This is a genomic window from Actinacidiphila acididurans (assembly GCF_016918855.1).
GTDB lineage: Bacteria > Actinomycetota > Actinomycetes > Streptomycetales > Streptomycetaceae > Actinacidiphila > Actinacidiphila acididurans.
The window spans coordinates 123,009-141,348 of sequence record NZ_JADKYB010000005.1; the positions used below are offsets into that span (position 1 = coordinate 123,009).

Below are 18,340 nucleotides of genomic sequence, written 5' to 3' on the forward strand. Positions count from 1 at the left end.
GGCGGGAGCCGTGGGCCCGGCGTTTTCCCTGCCGTCCCTTGCGTCGCTCACATGTCAATCATGCCGCGTCCGTCAGGCGGCTTCCTTGACGCCTTCCCGGTCGTCGCTGTCGGTGGCCTCGACCTGGCGGCGGGAAGCGATCCGTTCGGCGGACGGCCAGCGCACGTCGTAGACCCAGCCGGCCTGCTCGAACCAGCGGATGACGCGGGCGCTGGAGTCGATCTGGCCGCGCATCACGCCGTGCCGGGCACTGGTCGGGTCGGCGTGGTGCAGGTTGTGCCAGGACTCGCCGCAGGACAGCACGGCCAGCCACCACACGTTGCCGGACCGGTCGCGGGACCTGAACGGGCGCTTGCCGACCGCGTGGCAGATGGAGTTGATGGACCAGGTCACGTGGTGCAGCAGCGCCACCCGGACGAGGGACCCCCAGAAGAACGCGGTGAAGGCGCCGTACCACGACATGGTGGCCAGGCCGCCGATCAGCGGGGGCAGCAGCAGCGAGATCAGCGTCCACAGCCAGAAGTCGCGGGAGATGCGGCGGATCGCCGGGTCCTTGATCAGGTCGGGCGCGTATTTCTGCTGCGGGGTCTGCTCCTCGTCGAAGAGCCAGCCCATGTGCGCCCACCACAGGCCCTTCATCAGGGCGGGCAGGGTCTCGCCGTAGCGCCAGGGGCTGTGCGGGTCGCCCTCGGCGTCGCTGAACTTGTGGTGGCGGCGGTGGTCGGCCACCCAGCGCACGACCGGGCCCTCGACGGCCAGCGAGCCGGCCACGGCCAGCGCGATCCGCAGCGGGCGCTTGGCCTTGAAGGAGCCGTGGGTGAAGTAGCGGTGGAAGCCGATGGTGATGCCGTGGCAGCCCAGGAAGTACATGCCGACCATCAGGCCGACGTCCAGCCAGCTCAGGCCGCGGCCCCAGGCCAGCGGCACGGCCGCGACGAGCGCGGCGAAGGGGACGAGGATGAAGATCAGCAGGGCGATCTGCTCGATCGACCGCTTGCTCTCACCGCCCCTGGTGGCTGAGGGCGCCGGCGTCTGGTCCTGACCGGAGGGCCCGGGTTCCCGGGACTCCGTGATCACGTCCGTCTGTGTGGTCATGTCCGTCCCTTGTCGGAAGTGATGGTGGCCCGTCGGGCCGGCTCGTGTCGGAACCTACGGATCCGTAAGTATTGCAGTGGCGCACGTCGTGCAACAGGACCGGCAGTGCCGTGGTCCGCCGACCGGTGTTCCCTACCCCGGATCGGCCGGGATCACCGTCGCGGGGAAGGCGTCCGGTACGGCATGATGGGGGCGACCAGCCCGACCTGGCCCGGCCGTGCGCCGGAATCGTCGAGTTGATCCGCCGTGGTGTAATTGGCAGCACTGGGGCTTTTGGTGCCTTAAGTCCGGGTTCGAGTCCTGGCGGCGGAGCACGAACGCGGAGTACGGAGCAGAGCACGGAGCACCGTACGTACGTATGCGGTGTACGAACGCGGGGCGCGGGAACGGCCGCTCGACCGCGGCTGCGGCTGGGGCCCCGCCCGGGGGAACCCGAGCCGGTACGTCGATGGTGGAGCCCCTCGGTAAGCTGCGGATGTCCAGCACCCGAAGCCGAGGAGTCTCCCCCGTGAGCCCGAATCGCCCGGCAGCCGTCGTCATCCTCGCCGCGGGTGAGGGCACGCGCATGAAGTCGGCCACCCCCAAGGTTCTGCACACCATCTGCGGCCGGTCCCTGGTCGGCCATGTCGTCGCGGCCTCGCGCGCCCTCGAGCCCGACCACCTCGTGGTGGTCGTCGGGCACGCGCGCGAGCAGGTCGCCGACCATCTGCGCACCGTGGACCCCAAGGCGCTGATCGCCGTGCAGCAGGAGCAGCACGGCACCGGTCACGCGGTCCGTACCGCGCTGGAGGAGTTCGCCCGGCAGGGCGTGCTGCTGCCCGACAGCGGCACCGTGGTGGTCACCTACGGCGACACCCCGCTGCTGACCCCCGAGACCCTCACCGAACTGACCGCCGCGCACCAGGCGGCGGGAAACGCGGTCACCGTCCTGACCGCCGAGGTGCCCGACCCGACCGGCTACGGCCGGATCGTGCGCGGCGCCGACGGCCGGGTGACCGCCATCGTGGAGCAGAAGGACGCCGACGCGGCCCAGCGGGCGATCACCGAGATCAACTCCGGTGTGTACGCGTACGAGGCGGCGCTGCTCGCGCAGGCGCTGGCCGAGGTCACCACGGACAACGCCCAGGGCGAGGAGTACCTCACCGACACCCTGGCGATCCTGCGCGCCAAGGGGCACGGCGTGGGCGCGTACACCGCCGCCGACCACCGCGAGATCGCCGGGGTGAACAACCGGGTGCAGCTCGCGCAGGCGCGCCGGACCCTCAACGAGCGGCTGCTGACCGAGGCCATGCTGGCCGGCACCACCGTGGTGGACCCCGCGACCACCTGGGTGGACGTCACCGTCACCTTCGCGCCGGACGCGGTGGTGCACCCCAACACGCAGCTGCGCGGCGCCACCGCGCTCGCCGAGGGCGCCGAGGTCGGCCCCAACTGCACGCTGACCGACACCTCGGTGGGGGCCGGCGCCAGCGTCTCCAACACCGTCGCCGACCAGGCCGAGATCGGCCCGCAGGCGACCGTGGGCCCCTTCGCGTACCTGCGGCCGGGCACCCGGCTGGGCACCAAGGCGAAGGCCGGCACGTACGTGGAGATGAAGAACGCCACGATCGGCGAGGGCACCAAGGTGCCGCACCTGAGCTACGTGGGCGACGCCACCATCGGCGAGTACACCAACATCGGCGCGGCCAGTGTCTTCGTCAACTACGACGGCGAGACCAAGCACCACACCACGATCGGCAGTTACTGCAAGACCGGCTCGGACAACATGTTCGTCGCACCGGTCGTGGTCGGGGACGGCGCCTACACGGCGGCCGGTTCGGTGATCACCAAGGACGTACCGGCCGGTTCGCTGGCCGTCGCCCGCGGCCAGCAGCGCAACATCGAGGGCTGGGTCGCCCGCAAGCGCCCGGGCAGCGCCGCCGCCCAGGCGGCCGAACGCGCGCGGCAGGAGTCCGGGCCGGCCGCGCAGTAGCCGCTGCGGCGGGCACGGCACGGACAACAACAGTCACAGAACACCGGTGCGCCGTCCCACCTGCGGGTGAAGGAGATTCCCACCCGCGGGTGAGGCCTGCGCACGCGCGAGTGAGGGTGGTCTCACCACCGCCGCTGAGGTGCACAGGTGCACTGCACGGGGCGTACCGTGTGTGGTGCACACAATTCCGCCAGCACGCCCAACTCGGGGCGTCGCTGTGTCGAACACCAGTCGAACACATAGGAGACGGTGCAGTGACCGGGATCAAGACGACCGGTGAGAGGAAGCTGATGCTCTTCTCCGGCCGCGCCCACCCCGATCTGGCGGAGGCGGTGGCGCGAGAACTTGAGGTCGAGCTCACTCCCACCCGGGCCTACGACTTCGCCAACGGTGAGATCTACGTACGGTTCGAGGAGTCCGCGCGCGGCGCCGACTGCTTCCTCATCCAGAGCCACACCACCCCGATCAACCAGTGGATCATGGAACAGCTCATCATGCTGGACGCCCTCAAGCGGGCCTCCGCGCGGAGCATCACCGTGATCGTGCCGTTCTACGGATACGCCCGGCAGGACAAGAAGCACCTGGGCCGCGAGCCGATCTCGGCCCGGCTGATGGCCGACCTGTTCAAGACCGCCGGCGCGGACCGGATCCTGACCGTGGACCTGCACACCGACCAGATCCAGGGCTTCTTCGACGGCCCGGTGGACCACCTGTTCGCGCTGCCGGTGCTCGCCGACTACGTGGGCGCCAAGGTGGACCGCAACAAGCTCACCGTGGTCTCCCCCGACGCCGGCCGGGTCCGGGTCGCCGACCGCTGGTGCGACCGGCTCGGCGCGCCGCTGGCCATCGTGCACAAGCGCCGCGACCCCAGCATCGCCAACAAGGTCAAGGTCCACGAGGTGGTCGGCGACGTCAAGGGCCGGGTCTGCGTGCTGGTGGACGACATGATCGACACCGCCGGCACCATCTGCGCCGCCGCGGACGCGCTGTTCGCCAACGGCGCCGAGGACGTGATCGTCACCGCCACGCACGGCGTGCTGTCCGGCCCGGCGGCCGACCGGCTGAAGAACTCCAAGGTCAGCGAGTTCGTGCTCACCGACACCCTGCCCACCCCCGGGCAGACCGACCTCGACAAGATCACCGTGCTGTCGATGGCGCCGACCATCGCCAACGCGGTGCGCGAGGTGTTCGAGGACGGTTCGGTGACCAGCCTCTTCGAGGACGCGCACTGATCCGCCGCCGCGGGCCCGCGCACTGACCCGCGGCGCCCCCGTCCGATCGCCGACCGGCCCCCCGATCCGCCCCCGCCCGGGCGATTCGGGGGGCCGTTCCGCTTCCGCGGGCCGCCGCTCGGTTTACGGTGCCGGTCCGCCGTGCGGGGCAGGTACGGGACAGGTACGGGCCCGGTTTGGGTACGCGGCCGGGCGCCGGTTACGCTGTCGGGGTTGCTCGGCGAGGGAGGCCCCTGCCGGACGACCCGCGGCAGGTAATGGCGGCGGGCCGGGCGGAAGGGGGCGACTCCGTTATCGACGCGCTCCTCGTTGTGCGGGACCAGCCCGTCGTGGGCCGGGCGACATTCACCGTACGTCCCTCACGAGGAGTCGAGCATCATGGCCGAGGTCAAGATCCCCGCCGAGCCGCGCACCGAGTTCGGCAAGGGCGCCGCCCGCCGCATCCGCCGCACCGACCGGGTGCCCGCCGTCATCTACGGTCACGGCGCCGAGCCCAAGCATGTGTCCGTGCCCGGCCACGAGCTGCTGCTCGCGCTGCGCACCCCCAACGTGCTGATCTCCCTGGAGATCGACGGCACGTCCGAGCTGGTCATCCCCAAGGCGGTGCAGCGCGACCCGCTGAAGGGCTTCCTGGAGCACGTCGACCTGCTGGCCGTCAAGCGCGGCGAGAAGGTCACCGTCGAGGTGCCGGTCGTCACCGAGGGCGAGCTGGCCCCGGGCGGCAACCTGCTGGAGCACGTGCTCAACGCGCTGCCGGTCGAGGCCGAGGCGACCCACATCCCCGAGTCCGTGAGCGTGTCCGTGGAGGGCCTGGAGGCCGGTGCCTCCATCCTGGCCAAGGACGTGGCGCTGCCGCGCGGCACCACCCTGGCCGTCGAGGAGGACGCCGTGGTGCTCCAGGTCGTCGCCGCCCAGGCCGAGGCCGCGCCGGAGGGCGAGGAGGCCGCCGAGGCCGAGGAAGCCGCGGAAGCCGCCACCGAGGCCTGAGCCGGACCCCGAGTACGGACGTACGGGCGCGGCCGGGACCTCGGTTCCGGCCGCGCCCGCGGCAACCGCCGGCCGCACACCCCGCCCCTGAAGCACCCGGCCCCCCGAAGCACCCCCCGACACCGCCCCGGCACACCCCGACGAGCAGGGAGACCTGGATGACCGACACCGCAGGGCCCTGGCTGGTGGCCGGCCTGGGCAACCCCGGGCCGGAGTACGCGCGCAACCGCCACAACATCGGCTTCATGGTGGCCGACCTGCTCGCCGAGCGGATGGGCGGCACCTTCAAGCGCGACCGGCGGGCCCAGGCACAGGTCGTCGAGGGGCGGATCGGCCCGCCCGGACCCGGCAGCCACCGGGTGGTGCTGGTCAAGCCGCAGTCGTTCATGAACGTCTCCGGCGGCCCGGTCACCGCGCTCAAGGACTTCCACAAGGTGCCGCTGGAGCGGCTGATCGTGGTCCACGACGAACTGGACATCGACTACGCCACGCTGCGGCTCAAGCTCGGCGGCGGCGACAACGGGCACAACGGGCTGAAGTCCATCACCAAGTCGCTCGGCCCGGGCTACCTGCGGGTGCGGGCCGGGATCGGCCGCCCGCCCGGCCGGATGGACGTGGCCGCCTTCGTGCTCAAGGACTTCTCGGCCACGGAACGCAAGGACCTGGACTGGTTCGTGGACCGGGCCGCCGACGCGGTGGAGGCGCTGATCACCGACGGCCTGGAGCGCGCCCAGAGCACCTACAACAGCTGACCGGGCACGTACAACAGCTGACCGAGGACGTACGGCGGCTGACCGGGCGGCTCGTGCGCGGAAGTTGACCGCATGGTGCACGATGCCCAAAGATCACCCGCATGGGTGAACGGAACGCCGGGGCGTGGCTGGTGAACGCGCTCCGCGCGCTGGGTCTGACGCTGCTCACGCTGCTGATCCTGGTGTCCGCGGGCTGGGAGTCGTGGAAGACCGCGCACTACGTGATGCTCACCAAGGGCCGCGAGCGCGGCACCGTGACACTGATGAACTGTGCCGACTCCACCTGCACCGGCCCCTTCGCGCCGTCCGGCGGCGCCGGCACCGCTCGCACACAGGTCACCGTAAGCCTCCCGGTACGGCACAAGGTGGGCGACCAGGTGCCGGTGGTGATGAAGCCGGGCACGGACACCGCGATCCGCTCCGGCTGGGGCGGCATGATCTTCTCCTGGGTGCCGCTGGGCGGTGCCTTCCTGCTCGCCGCGATCGTGGTCGGCGGCGGCCTGCGGATGGCCCGCACCGCGTGGAGCCTCGGCGCGGCGGGCGTGGCGGTGCTGCTCGGGGCCTTCCTGACACTGTGACGCGGCAGGGGGCCGTACGGCCTGCGCACGGCCCCGCGTACCCGCGTCGTCCCGTGCCCGCGTCGGCGCGTGAACCGCGTCAGCCGCGTACGGCGAGCGGTTCCAGGAACTCCAGCCGGTTGCCCACCGGGTCCTGCGAGTAGAACCGCTCGTGGCCGGGCAGGTCGTAGTCCCAGACCACCGGGGCGCCGTGCGCCTGGAGCTGCTTGGCGAAGGCGTGGATGCCGGTGACGCGCAGCCCCGGGTGGGCCTTGCGGGCCGGGCGGAAGTCCTCCTCCATGCCGAGGTGGACCGCCGCGCCGCCGGCCGCGAACCAGCAGCCTCCGCGCGCGGCGAGCACAGGCGGCTTGGTCAGCTCGGTCATCCCGAGCACCCCGACGTAGTAGGCGCGCAGCTCGTCCTCGCTTCCGGGCGGCGCGGCGAGCTGGACGTGGTCGACGGCGGTGATCATGCGTGCGGCCCCTCGGTGGACGTGGTGGACGTGGTCGACGTGGTCGACGTTGCGGTCGCCTCGGTACGAGCGGCCGGGTCGGTTGTCGGCTCCGCGGCGGTGCGGGCCACCGCGAAGATCCGCCGGAAGGGGAAGACCGTACCGTGCGGGCCGGGCGGGTACGCCTTGCGCAACAGGTCGCGGTACTGCGCGACGAACTCCCGCGCCCCCTCCGGGTCGTCCTCGAGCGCGGTGAGCACCGGCCGCAGCGCGGTGCCCTTGGTCCAGTCGAGCACCGCGTCCTCGCCCTGGAGGAGCTGGACGTAGGTGGTCTCCCACACGTCCACCACCTCGCAACCCAGTCCGGTCAGCCGTTCCAGGTAGTCCGAGGGGCTGAGGACGTACACGTACCGGCGGCCGTGACCGCCGAGCCGGGAGCGCCACTGCGGGGCGTCGCACAGCTCGTCGAGCAGCGCGTGGCTGGGGGCCTGGAAGTTCCCGGGCACCTGGAAGGCGAGGGTGCCGCCGGGGGTCAGGCCGGCCAGCCACGCCGGGAAGCGGTCGGCGTGCCCGGGCACCCACTGCAGCGCGGCGTTGGAGACGATCAGGTCGTACGGCTCGTCCGGGACCCACTGGGACGCGTCGGCCCGGCGGAAGTCCAGGGAGCCGCCGCCCGGGGTGGGGCCGGCGTACGGGGCGGCGGAGCGCAGCATCTGCGGCGAGGAGTCGTAACCGGTCATCCGGGCGCCGGGCCAGCGGCCGGCGAGCAGCGCGGTGACGTTGCCGGGCCCGCAGCCCATGTCGGCGATCCGCGGGGACCCGCCCCCGGGCAGCTCGGTGATCCGGCTGAGCAGATCGAGGAACGGACGGGTGCGGTGGGTGGCGTGGCGAAGATATTGCTGCGGGTCCCATGTGGGCACTGCTTGCATGGTTCGTACTCCCTGGGGATGTCACGGAGCCCTTGCCGAACGAGGCGGACATGCCGGCCGTACGGAACGTGTCCAACGAGCCGGACGCGCCGAAGCGGAAGGCAACGTTCTGCCTCTTGCCGTTCCAGGCTCCTCCCCATATATCTTGATGTCAAGAGACTTCATATCGACAGACCTACTACACTGATCGGCATGGAGGACGAGGTCGATCGGCTGGTCGCTGCTTGGCGCCGGGAGCGCCCCGACCTCGACGTCGAGCCGCTGGAAGTGCTCAGCCGGGTCAGCAGGCTCGCCCGGCATCTGGACCGGGCCCGGCGGCTGGCGTTCGCGGAGCACAGCCTGGAGCCGTGGGAGTTCGACGTGCTCACATCGCTGCGGCGGGCGGGCGCGCCGTATCAGCTCTCGCCCGGGCAACTGCTCACCCAGACCCTGGTGACGTCCGGGACCATGACCAACCGGATCGACCGGCTGGCGCAGAAGGGGCTGGTCGAGCGGCTGCCCGACCCCACCGACCGGCGCGGGGTGCTGGTCCGGCTCACCCCCGAGGGGCAGGACCGGGCCGACGAGGCACTGGCCGGGCTGCTCGCCCAGGAACGTGCCATCCTGGGCGAGCTGACCGACCGGCAGCGGGCCGAACTGGCCTCGCTGCTACGACAGTTGACCGCGCCGTTCGACAACGTCCCCGGCTGACGGCACCAGCTCCACCGGTCCCACCCCGGCCCGGCGGGCCAGCGCGACCGCGGCGAGCGTGGAGTGCACCCCGAGCTTGCCCAGCACGTTCTGCATGTGCGTGCGCACGGTGTGCGGGGACAGGAACAAACGTTCCGCCACCGCCTTGCGGCCCAGGCCCGCGACCATGCAGCGCAGCACTTCCTGCTCGCGCGGGGTCAGCGACTCCACCAGGCGCTCGCTCTCGGTGCGGTGCCGGCGGGCGGCGGTCAGCTCCCGCAGCACCCCGGTCAGCAGTGCCGGCGGCAGGTGGGTCTCGTCCCGCAGCACCCCGCGGACCACCGCGAGCAGCCGGGACAGCGAGCAGTCCTTGGCCACCCAGCCGCTGGCACCGGCCTGGAGCGCGCGGGCCGCGCGGGTCGGGTCGTCGCGCTCGGCGAGTACGACCGTGCGGGTCGTCGGATACTGCGCGCGCACCCGCTCCACCAGCGCCAGCCCGTCCAGGACGGGGTCGCGCGGCTCGGGCGAGCGCTGCTGCTCCGTCAGCGGCGGTACCGCCTGGAGCGTCTGCGGCCGGGGCCCGGAGCCCAGGTCCGCGTCCACCAGCACGACGTCGTAACGGCGGTTGTCGACTGCTGCCCGGTCGAGGCAGCGCTGCGCGGCCGGGCCGCTGCCGGCCGCCGAGACGTCGACGTCGGGCTCCGCCGCGAGAGCGGCGGCGAGCGACTCGGCGAAGATGCGGTGGTCATCGACGACGAGAACGCGGATTCGTCCCACGGACACCACTCCCGGTGGTTGACCCACTCCCCCTGGGGCGACCTTCGCTTGGAGCCCGGCACCCGGTGTTCGGGACCGCCGTCCCTCGCACCGGGTGCCGGACCCCGCGCGTCTCGCCCCCTGATGAGCGCCGGCCCCCACCGGCGCTGTGGTGAAAAGCGTAGGGGTTCCCAACGGGGTTGGCGCCGTGTTGGCGGAAGTTTCCTCCTGCCGCGCGCAATTGCTTCGCGCAGGAGAGCGCGTTGCCGTGCGCGCGGCAATTGCGTACCCGCCGGCGTGGCCGGTCGTCGCCGTGCCGCGGCCCGGGTCAGCGGACCGGCGGCACTCCGCCTCCGGTCACCACAGCCGGTGCGCGCCCTCGGCGGGCGCGGTCGAGAAGGGGACCGCCTGCGGCAGCGCCCTGGTGATGGCCTGTGCCACGTCCGGGGCGGTGGGCGCCGTGGTCAGCACGATGACCGAGCCGCCGAAGCCGCCGCCGGTCATCCGGGCGCCGAGCGCGCCCGCCGCCAGAGCCGCCTCGACCACCACGTCCAGCTCGGTGCACGAGACCTGGAAGTCGTCGCGCAGGGAGGCGTGACCGGCGGTCAGCAGCGGCCCGATCTCGGCGGTGCGGCCCGCGTCGAGGAGCTCGATCACGTCCTGGACCCGCTGGTCCTCGGTGACGACGTGACGGGTCAGCCGCCGCAGGGTGTCGTCGGGGAGAGCGGCCAGGGCCGCGTCCAGGTCGGCCGGGGCGATGTCGCGCAGCGCGGGGACGCCGAGCAGCTCAGCGGCCCGCTCGCAGCCCGCCCGCCGCTCGCCGTAGGCGCCGTCGGCGTGCGCGTGCTTGACGTGCGTGTCGGCGACCAGCAGCACCAGCCCCTCGGCCTCGGGGTCGAAGGGGACCTGCCGCTGGGCGAGGGCGCGCACGTCGAGGTGCAGGGCGTGCCCGGCGGTGCAGCAGGCCGACGCCGTCTGGTCCATCACCCCGACGGGCGCGCCGACGTAACGGTTCTCCGAGCGCTGGCACAGCACCGCCATGTCCTGGCGGGACAGCTCGACCCCGTACAGCTCGGTCAGCGCCAGCGCGGTGACGACCTGGAGGGCCGCGGAGGAGGACAGGCCGCCGCCGACCGGCACCGTGCTGTCGAAGTGCAGGTCGGCGCCGCCCACGTCGTGCCCGGCCTCGCGCAGCGTCCACAGCACGGCCGCCGGGTAGCGGGCCCAGCCCTCGGTGGCGCCCGGGGCGAGGTCGGCGATCCGCAGCTCGACCACCCCGTCCTCCATCGCGGCCGAGTGCAGCCGCAGCAGGCCGTCGTCGCGGCGGGCGACCGCGGCGCGGGTGGTCTGGGGGATGGCGAAGGGCAGCACGAAGCCGTCGTTGTAGTCGGTGTGCTCGCCGATCAGGTTGACCCGCCCGGGCGCGGCCCAGGCGCCCTCCGGCGCCCGGCCGTAGGCGTTCTTGAACGCGATCTCGAACGCGGTGTCCGTCACGGGGCGTCCTCTCCCAGGGATTGTGCGAAGGTCCACGCGTCGCGGATGATCTCCGCGAGATCGGTACGGGTCGGCTGCCAGCCCAGCCGCTCCCGGGCCCGGTCGGCCGAGGCGACCAGCACCGCGGGGTCGCCCGCCCGGCGCGGTTCGGTGACGGCCGGGATGGGGTGGCCGGTGACCGCGCGGGCGGCCTCGACGACCTCGCGGACGGAGAAGCCGCTGCCGTTGCCGAGGTTGCAGATCAGGTGCTCGCCCGCGGCGGCGTGGTCCAGGGCCAGCAGGTGGGCCCGGGCCAGGTCGGCGACGTGGATGTAGTCGCGCAGGCAGGTGCCGTCCGGCGTCGGGTAGTCGTCGCCGAAGACCGAGATCGCGGCGCGGCGGCCCTGGGCGACCTGGAGCACCAGCGGGATCAGGTGCGACTCGGGGTTGTGCCGCTCGCCGTACGCGCCGTACGCGCCCGCGACGTTGAAGTACCGCAGGCTGACCGCGGCCAGGCCGTGGGCGACGCACTCCGAGGCGATCATGTGGTCGACGGCGAGCTTGGTGGCGCCGTAGGGGTTGGTGGGCGCGGTGGCGGCGGTCTCGGTGATCGGGACCTCGGCCGGCTCGCCGTAGGTGGCGGCCGTGGAGGAGAACACCAGGGTGCGCACGCCGGCCTCGCGCATGGCGGCGAGCAGTTCGAGCGAGCCGGCCACGTTGTTGCGCCAGTACTTCTCCGGGTTCGTCACCGACTCGCCGACCTGGGAGGAGGCGGCGAAGTGCAGCACCGCGTCGTAGGAGCCGTCGAGCACCTTGGCGGCGTCCTGGACCCGGCCCTCGACGAAGTCCGCGCCCTCGGGCACGCCCGCGCGGAAGCCCGTGGACAGGTCGTCCAGCACGGTCACGGTGTGCCCGGCCTCGAGCAGGTGCGCGGCCACCACGCTCCCGACATAACCGGCACCACCGGTGACCAACAGCTTCTTGGGACCGGTGCTCACTTGGCTCACTTGCTCGCTACCTCTCGCAGTCGCTGGGCAGCGGACTCCGGAGGCACGTCGTTGACGAAAGCGCCCATGCCCGACTCGGAGCCCGCGAGGAACTTCAGCTTGCCCGACGTCCGGCGGATCGTGAAAAGTTCCAGGTGGAGCGCGAAGTCGCGGCGATCGGGGGCGGTGAACGGCGCCTGGTGCCAGCCCGAGATGTACGGGGTGCGCGGCTGGTCGGGACCGAAGATCCGGTCGAACCGGCGCAGCAGCTCCAGGTACAGGTGCGGAAACTCCGCCCGCGCGTCCTCGTCCAGCCCGAGCAGGTCCGGCACCCGGCGGTTGGGGTACAGGTGCACCTCGTACGGCCAGTGCGCCGCGAAGGGCACGAACGCCGTCCAGTGCTCGCCGGCCAGCACGATCCGGCTGCCGTCGGAGATCTCGGCGGCGAGGACGTCGTCGAAGAGATTGCCGCCGGTGCGCTCCCGGTGCTCGGCGAGCCGGGCCAGCATCAGGCTGGTGCGCGGGGTGACGAACGGGTATCCGTAGATCTGCCCGTGCGGGTGGCCGAGGGTGACGCCGATCTCCTCGCCGCGGTTCTCGAACGGGAAGACCTGGACTATGCCCGGCAGTTGGGACAGGTCCTGGGTGCGGTCGGTCCAGGCGTCGAGCACCAGCCGGGCCCGGGCCGGGGTGAGGTCGGCGAACGAGGAGTCGTGGTCGGAGGTGAAGCAGACCACCTCGCAGCGGCCCTGGTCGCCGGTGAGCGAGGGGAAGCGGTTCTCGAAGACCACCACCTCGTAGTCCGCCGCCGGGATCTCGGTGAGCCTGCCGTCCCGGGTCGGGTCCAGCGGGCACTGGTCGGCCGGCGGGTGGTACGTCCGCCCCTGCCGGTGCGAGGCGATGGCGACCGTGTCACCCAGCAGCCGGTCGTATCGGAGCTCCGAGGTGGTGGCGACGGACTCCAGGGGTCTGCGGTCCACGGCGTCGCGGACCACCGCGTCGGCGGAGTCGTAATAGATCAGCTCGCGGCCGTCCGCGAGCAAGGTCGTCGTCTTCTTCACCCTCGGGCACCTCACACCACAATCACCCAACACAACCGCACACAATGAATCACAACAGAACAGCACAGTCAATGCAGCGAGCGCTGTGAAGTTCTCGGGCTCAGTATCGGGCGGGCGAGGGTCCCCGGGGGAGTAATCAAACAAAGCCGAACAGAGTGCGACGGAACCGACGGCGGCCGCACAGCCCGGCATCACGGCCGGACAGGTCGGAGGTGCGGGCGGGCGGTTCGCCGGGCGGATTGCGTCCGGATGCCGGGCGGATCCGGGGCGGATCCGGGGCGGATCCCGGACAGGCCGCGGACCGGCCGCGGACCGGCCGTGGTGCCGCCGAAGGGGCGGCGGGAGACGGCGGGCGGCGGCGGGGAAGCCGGAGGCTATTCGGCGCCCGAGGCGCGTTCCAGCAGGCCGGTACGGGCGGCCAGGGCGGCGGCCTCCAGACGGGAGCCGACGCCGAGCTTCATCAGGACGCGCTGGACGTGGGTACGGGCGGTGCTCGGGGCGATCCGCATCCCGGCCGCGATGACCCGGGTGTCCTCACCCTCGGCGACCCGGACCAGCACCTCGATCTCGCGCGGGGTCAGCATCTCCAGCAGCCGCGCGCCCTCGTCGTCCGGCTGCCGCGCCGGGTTGAGCAGTTCCGCGAACGCGCCCTGGAGCAGGCTCTGCGCGATCGCCACCTCGCCGGCCCGGGCCTTGACCATGGCCCGCTCGACGCCCTCGATCCGCTCGTCGTGCCGGACGTAACCGGAGGCGCCGGCCGCGAACGCCGCCGCGATGCCCCGCGGGTCGGGCACCGGCCCGAGCACGATCACCGCGACCGCCGGCCGCTCCCGCTTGATCCGCGCCACCGCGTCGAAGGCGCCCGGCTCGGCCGGGGCCGCGGTGCCGAACAGGCACACCTCGGGGGATCTGCTGAGCACCAGTTCGGCCGCGCCGCCGGCCGGTGCCGCGGCCGCCAGCACTCGATGGCCGCGCAGTTTGAGAGCCGAGGCCAATGCCTCGGCCAGCAGCCGGTGGTCGTCGACCACGACGAGCCGTACGCCCATGTCGGGTATCCCCTATCCCCCCGGGACCGGCCCGAATTGCCGCCGGCCCCCTGTTCCCCTGTGCATACCGCGCCCATTCACGTCCCAACCGTGTCGCCACCGGGACGGCGTACCGTGTGGCCGCGAAGCTACACGGTCCGTGGAACCGATGCGCCCCCAACCGGGAACATCCGCGGGCAATTGCCGGGCGTCCACCGGCAGGGGGCGCGGTGCCGGCGGGCGCGGCCGGTCGTGCCGCGCCCGTCCGGAGCCGGTCCGGGGCCGTTCCGGAGTCCGGTCAGCCGAAGGCGACCACGTACTTCTGGCCGCTCTCCCCGGCGTACACGGTCTTGCTGACGATGTAGAACTGCCCGCCGTGCCACACGTAGTAGCTGTGCAGCGCGCCCGGGTCGAGTTGGTCGTAGGCGCCCTGCGGGAAGGAGGCGTAGGGGCTGGTCGCGCCGGTGGCCGGGTCCAGGGTGACCAGCGCGCCCTGCACCTCGTAGTCGGCCGGCTCGTACGCGAGCACCTTGCCGTCCACGAAGTCCAGGCCGGTGATGTCGTGCTTGCCGCCCGGCTTGGAGATCCACTTCTGCCTGCCGCTGGCCAGGTCGAAGGCCACGATGCCGCTGAGCACCTGGCCGTTGCTGTCGCTCTTGCTGCTCAGCGACAAGTAGAGGGTGTCCTGGCTGACCAGCACATTGTGCACGGACTGCTTCTCGGTGCCGTCGTCGGCGATGTCGTACTTCTCGGTGCCGAGCGACACCCGGGACTGGAGGCGGCCGTTCACGATGGTCGCCACGTCGGTGTAGGTGCGGTCCTGGGTGCCGAGCAGCACCACCACCGGATCGGTGGACACGATCGCGTTGACCTCGGTACCGACGGGCGCGGTCCAGGTCCATTTGGCGGCGCCGTTGTTGGCCGGGTCGACGACCTGCACCTTGTACGTCTGGTAATCGCAGTTGACGACCGCGACGAACTGCTTGCCGCCGGCGTAACCGTCGTCCTCGCAGTTGCCGTTGCCGGACTGCCACAGCACCTTCTGGTCGCTGATCCGGTAACCGATCGAGCCCTCGAGCCAGTCCACGCCGACGGTGTCCCCGCTGATGGCCATCTCCGAGTAGTCGAACTCGGTCTTGCGGCCGGTGGAGCCGGGCAGCGTGGCCGTCCACAGCGGCTTGCCCGCCGCCAGGTCGATCACCATGATCTTGTTGCAGGTCGGGCCGTACTGGATCGCGGCCCGGTTCTGGTACGTGTCGCGCGCCGCGGTGCAGTCGCCGCGCGAGGGCGCCGGGACGGTCCAGGCGGGGGCGCCGGTGGTCAGGTCGTAGGCCACGACCTTGTCGATCTCGTTCTTCACCGCGTACGTGTCGGTGAACCACAGGCCGAGCGCGTCCTTGAGGTTGTCCGCCTGGGCCACCGGGTCCGCGGCCTTGTCCCACTTGAACGCCAGGTTCGTGTTGTGGCCGCCGCCTCCGGCGCCCTTGGTCCCGCCGTTCGCGCCGTTCTTGGCGCCTGTGCTCGCCGGCGCCGACGGCTTCGCGTCGTTGGATGTGCCGCCGCCCTTCGTGGCGAAGTACACCCCGCCGCCGATCAGCAGCACCGCCGCCACCGCGGCGGCCACGATCACCGTCAGCCGGTTGTTGCGGGACGGGCCGCCGCCGGTGGGCGCGCCCGGGTACGGCGGGGGCTGCTGCCCGGGCCAGCCGTAGCCGGGCGGGGGCGGCGGGGTCTGGGGGCCCGGCGCGTACGGCTGCTGCGCCCAGCCACCCTGCTGCGGTTGCGGGGTCGGGTAGCCGTATCCGGGCGGCGGGGGCGGGCCCTGCGGGGGCGCGGGCGGTCCCGGGGGGTACGGCGCCGGCGGGACCTGACCCGGCGGGGGCGGTCCTTGCGGTGCCTTGGCCTGCGGGAAGGCTGCCTGGGTGGGCGCGTACGGGTTCTGTCCCGGGGGCACGGGGGCCGCCGCCGGGGGGGCTGGGGGCACCGCCCAGCCCCCTGGGGCTGGGGGAGGGTTGTTGCCACCCGGGTTGTTGCCACCCGCCGCCGGGCCGGGCGCGGGCGCCGGGTAGCCGTAACCACCTGGCGGTGGCGGCGGGTTTCCGGGCGGCGGGGGCGGCGGCTGCGACATCAATTCCTCTTCGTACCGTCAGACAAGGGCGGATGAACGGAAAGTCTTTCTATCACCGGGCACCCTTGACACCGCCGTGCCGCAGCTGTTCCGTTACCGGCCTGCTACAGGTCCTCCCCGACCCGCCGTCACATCCCGCCGCCCGAAGGGGTCGTACGTCCTTCGGGGCGTCACACGTCCTCGGCCAGTTCCAGCCAGCGCGACTCCAGTTCCTCGCGCTCGTCCCGCAGGGCGCGCAGCTCCGCGTCGAGGGCCGCGACCTTCTCGAAGTCGGTGGCGTTGTCGGCGATCCGGCCGTGGAGCGTGCTCTCCTTCTCGCCGATCCGGTCCAACTGCCGCTCGATGCGCTGGAGTTCCTTCTTGGCCGCGCGGGTGTCGGCGGCCGGCTTCTCCTTGGCGGCGGCGGGCGCGGGCACCGCGGCGGCGGCAGCGGCCTGGACGGCGCGACGGCGCTCCAGGTACTCGTCCACCCCGCGCGGCAGCATCCGCAGGGTCGAATCCCCGAGCAGCGCGAACACCCGGTCGGTGGTGCGCTCCAGGAAGTAGCGGTCGTGACTGATCACGATCATCGAGCCGGGCCAGCCGTCGAGCAGGTCCTCCAGCTGGGTCAGCGTCTCGATGTCCAGGTCGTTGGTGGGCTCGTCCAGGAACAGCACATTGGGCTCGTCCATCAGCAGCCGCAGCAGTTGCAGCCGGCGCCGCTCGCCGCCGGACAGGTCGCCCACCGGCGTCCACTGCTTCTCCTTGCCGAAGCCGAACCGCTCGCAGAGCTGACCCGCGGTCATCTCCCGGCCCTTGCCGAGATCCACCCGCTGCCGCACCGACTCCACGGCTTGCAGCACCCTTTGCCCCGGGTCGAGTTCGGCGACCTCCTGGGAGAGGTAGGCCAGGCGGACCGTTTTGCCCACGGTCACGTGGCCGCCGGCCGGCTGCCGGTCGCCCTCGCTGGCCGAGGCGTCGGCGAGGGCGCGCAGGAAGGAGGTCTTTCCGGCGCCGTTCACCCCCACCAGGCCGATCCGGTCGCCGGGGCCGAGCTGCCAGGTGATGTGCTTGAGCAGTTCCTTCGGCCCGGCGGTGACGGTCACGTCCTCCAGGTCGAAGACGGTGCGGCCGAGCCGGGAGTTCGCGAACCCCATCAGCTCGGCGCTGTCCCGTACCGGCGGCACGTCCGCGATCAGCGCGTTGGCGGCCTCGATCCGGAACCGCGGCTTGGAGGTACGGGCCGGGGCGCCGCGCCGCAGCCAGGCCAGTTCCTTGCGGACCAGGTTCTGCCGCCTGGCCTCCTCGGTGGCGGCGATCCGCTCGCGTTCGGCGCGGGCGAACACGTAGTCGCTGTAGCCGCCCTCGTACTCGTGCACCACGCCGTGCTGCACGTCCCACATCCGGGTGCACACCTGGTCCAGGAACCAGCGGTCGTGGGTGACGCAGACCAGTGCCGAGCGCCGCGCCTGGAGGTGCCCGGCCAGCCAGGAGATGCCCTCCACGTCGAGGTGGTTGGTCGGCTCGTCGAGCACGATCAGGTCCTGCTCGCCGATCAGCAGCCGGGCCAGCGCGATACGGCGCCGCTCGCCGCCGGACAGCGGCCCGATCACGGTGTCCAGGCCCTGCGGGAAGCCGGGCAGGTCGAGGCCGCCGAACAGGCCGGTCAGCACGTCCCTGATCCGCGCGTCGCCGGCCCAGTCGTGGTCGGGCCGGTCGCCGACCACCTCGTGCCGGACGGTGGCCTTCGGGTCGAGGCTGTCGGCCTGCGCCAGCACGCCCAGCCGCAGCCCGCCGACGTGGGTGACCCGGCCGCTGTCCGGCTCCTCCAGCTTGGCCAGGATCCGGATCAGGGTCGTCTTCCCGTCACCGTTGCGGCCCACGACCCCGATGCGGTCGCCCTCGGAGACGCCGAGGGACAGGGCGTCCAGGAGCTGCCGGGTGCCGTATGTCTTGCCGACGGCTTCGACGTTGACCAGGTTGACGGCCACTTGCGTTGTTCTCCAGCTCTTCTGCTCTTCGGCTCTTCGGGCGGTGGGGGCGGTGGGGGCGGTGCGGGCGGTTGGCGCTTTCGGCGGCGTACGGTCCGGCGACCGGGTGGCCGGGCGCCGTGCCGGGTTCCCGGCTGCGCGACGGGCACGCGATGGGCGGGCGGGCCGGCGGACGGGGTCGGGCTCTCCAGCCTAGGGCCTGTCGGACGGTACGTGCCGGGGCCGCCTGTGGACAACGCGCGTATCCGCAGGTCGGCGGTGGTGCGGGGCCGCACTTCCGGTACGCGCGCCACCACC

16 protein-coding genes and 1 tRNA gene are annotated in these 18,340 nt (G+C 72.4%); 7 read left to right on the top strand and 10 right to left on the bottom strand.

What is annotated here, in order from left to right; translation table 11 throughout:
• Positions 1-72: 72 nt before the first annotated feature.
• Positions 73-1,095: an acyl-CoA desaturase gene (locus tag ITX44_RS10750; RefSeq protein WP_205356886.1), complete on the bottom strand. Its 1,023-nt coding sequence runs from the start codon at positions 1,093-1,095 to the stop codon at positions 73-75.
• Positions 1,096-1,335: 240 nt separating this feature from the next.
• Between ITX44_RS10750 and ITX44_RS10755 the strand changes: the two genes are divergently transcribed.
• The 6 genes from ITX44_RS10755 to ITX44_RS10780 all read left to right on the top strand — a co-directional run bounded on the left by ITX44_RS10755 (position 1,336) and on the right by ITX44_RS10780 (position 6,616).
• Positions 1,336-1,407 (top strand) — tRNA-Gln (locus ITX44_RS10755).
• A gap of 196 nt (positions 1,408-1,603) precedes the next feature.
• A complete protein-coding gene (glmU, locus tag ITX44_RS10760; RefSeq protein ID WP_205356887.1) occupies positions 1,604-3,067 on the top strand; it encodes a bifunctional UDP-N-acetylglucosamine diphosphorylase/glucosamine-1-phosphate N-acetyltransferase GlmU in 1,464 nt (487 codons plus the stop codon).
• A 254-nt stretch (positions 3,068-3,321) separates the two neighbouring features.
• On the top strand, positions 3,322-4,299 hold the full coding sequence (locus ITX44_RS10765) for a ribose-phosphate diphosphokinase (protein ID WP_205356888.1): 978 nt from the start codon (positions 3,322-3,324) through the stop codon (positions 4,297-4,299).
• Between the two features lie 378 nt (positions 4,300-4,677).
• Complete coding sequence (locus tag ITX44_RS10770; protein ID WP_205356889.1) at positions 4,678-5,286, top strand: 50S ribosomal protein L25/general stress protein Ctc; 609 nt, start codon at positions 4,678-4,680, stop codon at positions 5,284-5,286.
• 158 nt (positions 5,287-5,444) lie between these two features.
• Positions 5,445-6,038, top strand: a complete 594-nt coding sequence (gene pth / locus ITX44_RS10775) for an aminoacyl-tRNA hydrolase (protein ID WP_205356890.1) — start codon at positions 5,445-5,447, stop codon at positions 6,036-6,038.
• A gap of 101 nt (positions 6,039-6,139) precedes the next feature.
• The gene (locus ITX44_RS10780; protein WP_205356891.1) at positions 6,140-6,616 is read left to right on the top strand and encodes a hypothetical protein; all 477 of its coding nucleotides are present in this window, start codon (positions 6,140-6,142) and stop codon (positions 6,614-6,616) included.
• 79 nt (positions 6,617-6,695) lie between these two features.
• Here the strand turns inward: ITX44_RS10780 and ITX44_RS10785 are convergent, their stop codons facing one another.
• Both ITX44_RS10785 and ITX44_RS10790 read right to left on the bottom strand, forming a co-directional pair.
• Positions 6,696-7,067, bottom strand: a complete 372-nt coding sequence (locus ITX44_RS10785; RefSeq protein WP_205356892.1) for a VOC family protein — start codon at positions 7,065-7,067, stop codon at positions 6,696-6,698.
• The gene (locus tag ITX44_RS10790) at positions 7,064-7,975 is read right to left on the bottom strand and encodes a trans-aconitate 2-methyltransferase (RefSeq protein ID WP_205356893.1); all 912 of its coding nucleotides are present in this window, start codon (positions 7,973-7,975) and stop codon (positions 7,064-7,066) included. Before ITX44_RS10790 ends, ITX44_RS10785 begins: the two co-directional genes overlap by 4 nt.
• Positions 7,976-8,167: 192 nt before the next feature.
• On the opposite strand from ITX44_RS10790, the gene ITX44_RS10795 reads away from it, so the two are divergent.
• Positions 8,168-8,665: a MarR family winged helix-turn-helix transcriptional regulator gene (locus ITX44_RS10795; RefSeq protein WP_205356894.1), complete on the top strand. Its 498-nt coding sequence runs from the start codon at positions 8,168-8,170 to the stop codon at positions 8,663-8,665.
• Here ITX44_RS10795 and ITX44_RS10800 read toward each other — a convergent pair.
• The 7 genes from ITX44_RS10800 to ITX44_RS10830 form a co-directional block, all read right to left on the bottom strand.
• Positions 8,624-9,421, bottom strand: coding sequence for a response regulator transcription factor (locus tag ITX44_RS10800; protein ID WP_205356895.1), 798 nt, complete (start codon positions 9,419-9,421; stop codon positions 8,624-8,626). The genes ITX44_RS10795 and ITX44_RS10800 overlap by 42 nt on opposite strands.
• A 336-nt stretch (positions 9,422-9,757) precedes the next feature.
• Positions 9,758-10,894, bottom strand: a complete 1,137-nt coding sequence (gene galK / locus ITX44_RS10805; protein WP_205356896.1) for a galactokinase — start codon at positions 10,892-10,894, stop codon at positions 9,758-9,760.
• Positions 10,891-11,871: a UDP-glucose 4-epimerase GalE gene (gene galE, locus ITX44_RS10810; protein ID WP_205357181.1), complete on the bottom strand. Its 981-nt coding sequence runs from the start codon at positions 11,869-11,871 to the stop codon at positions 10,891-10,893. The genes galK and galE overlap by 4 nt, the downstream gene beginning before the upstream one ends.
• A 5-nt stretch (positions 11,872-11,876) precedes the next feature.
• On the bottom strand, positions 11,877-12,920 hold the full coding sequence (galT, locus tag ITX44_RS10815) for a galactose-1-phosphate uridylyltransferase (RefSeq protein ID WP_205356897.1): 1,044 nt from the start codon (positions 12,918-12,920) through the stop codon (positions 11,877-11,879).
• 374 nt (positions 12,921-13,294) lie between these two features.
• Positions 13,295-13,966: a helix-turn-helix transcriptional regulator gene (locus ITX44_RS10820; protein WP_205356898.1), complete on the bottom strand. Its 672-nt coding sequence runs from the start codon at positions 13,964-13,966 to the stop codon at positions 13,295-13,297.
• Positions 13,967-14,243: 277 nt separating this feature from the next.
• Positions 14,244-15,899, bottom strand: a complete 1,656-nt coding sequence (locus ITX44_RS10825; RefSeq protein ID WP_205356899.1) for an outer membrane protein assembly factor BamB family protein — start codon at positions 15,897-15,899, stop codon at positions 14,244-14,246.
• 344 nt (positions 15,900-16,243) lie between these two features.
• A complete protein-coding gene (locus tag ITX44_RS10830) occupies positions 16,244-18,043 on the bottom strand; it encodes an ABC-F family ATP-binding cassette domain-containing protein (RefSeq protein ID WP_205356900.1) in 1,800 nt (599 codons plus the stop codon).
• Positions 18,044-18,340: the final 297 nt, after the last annotated feature.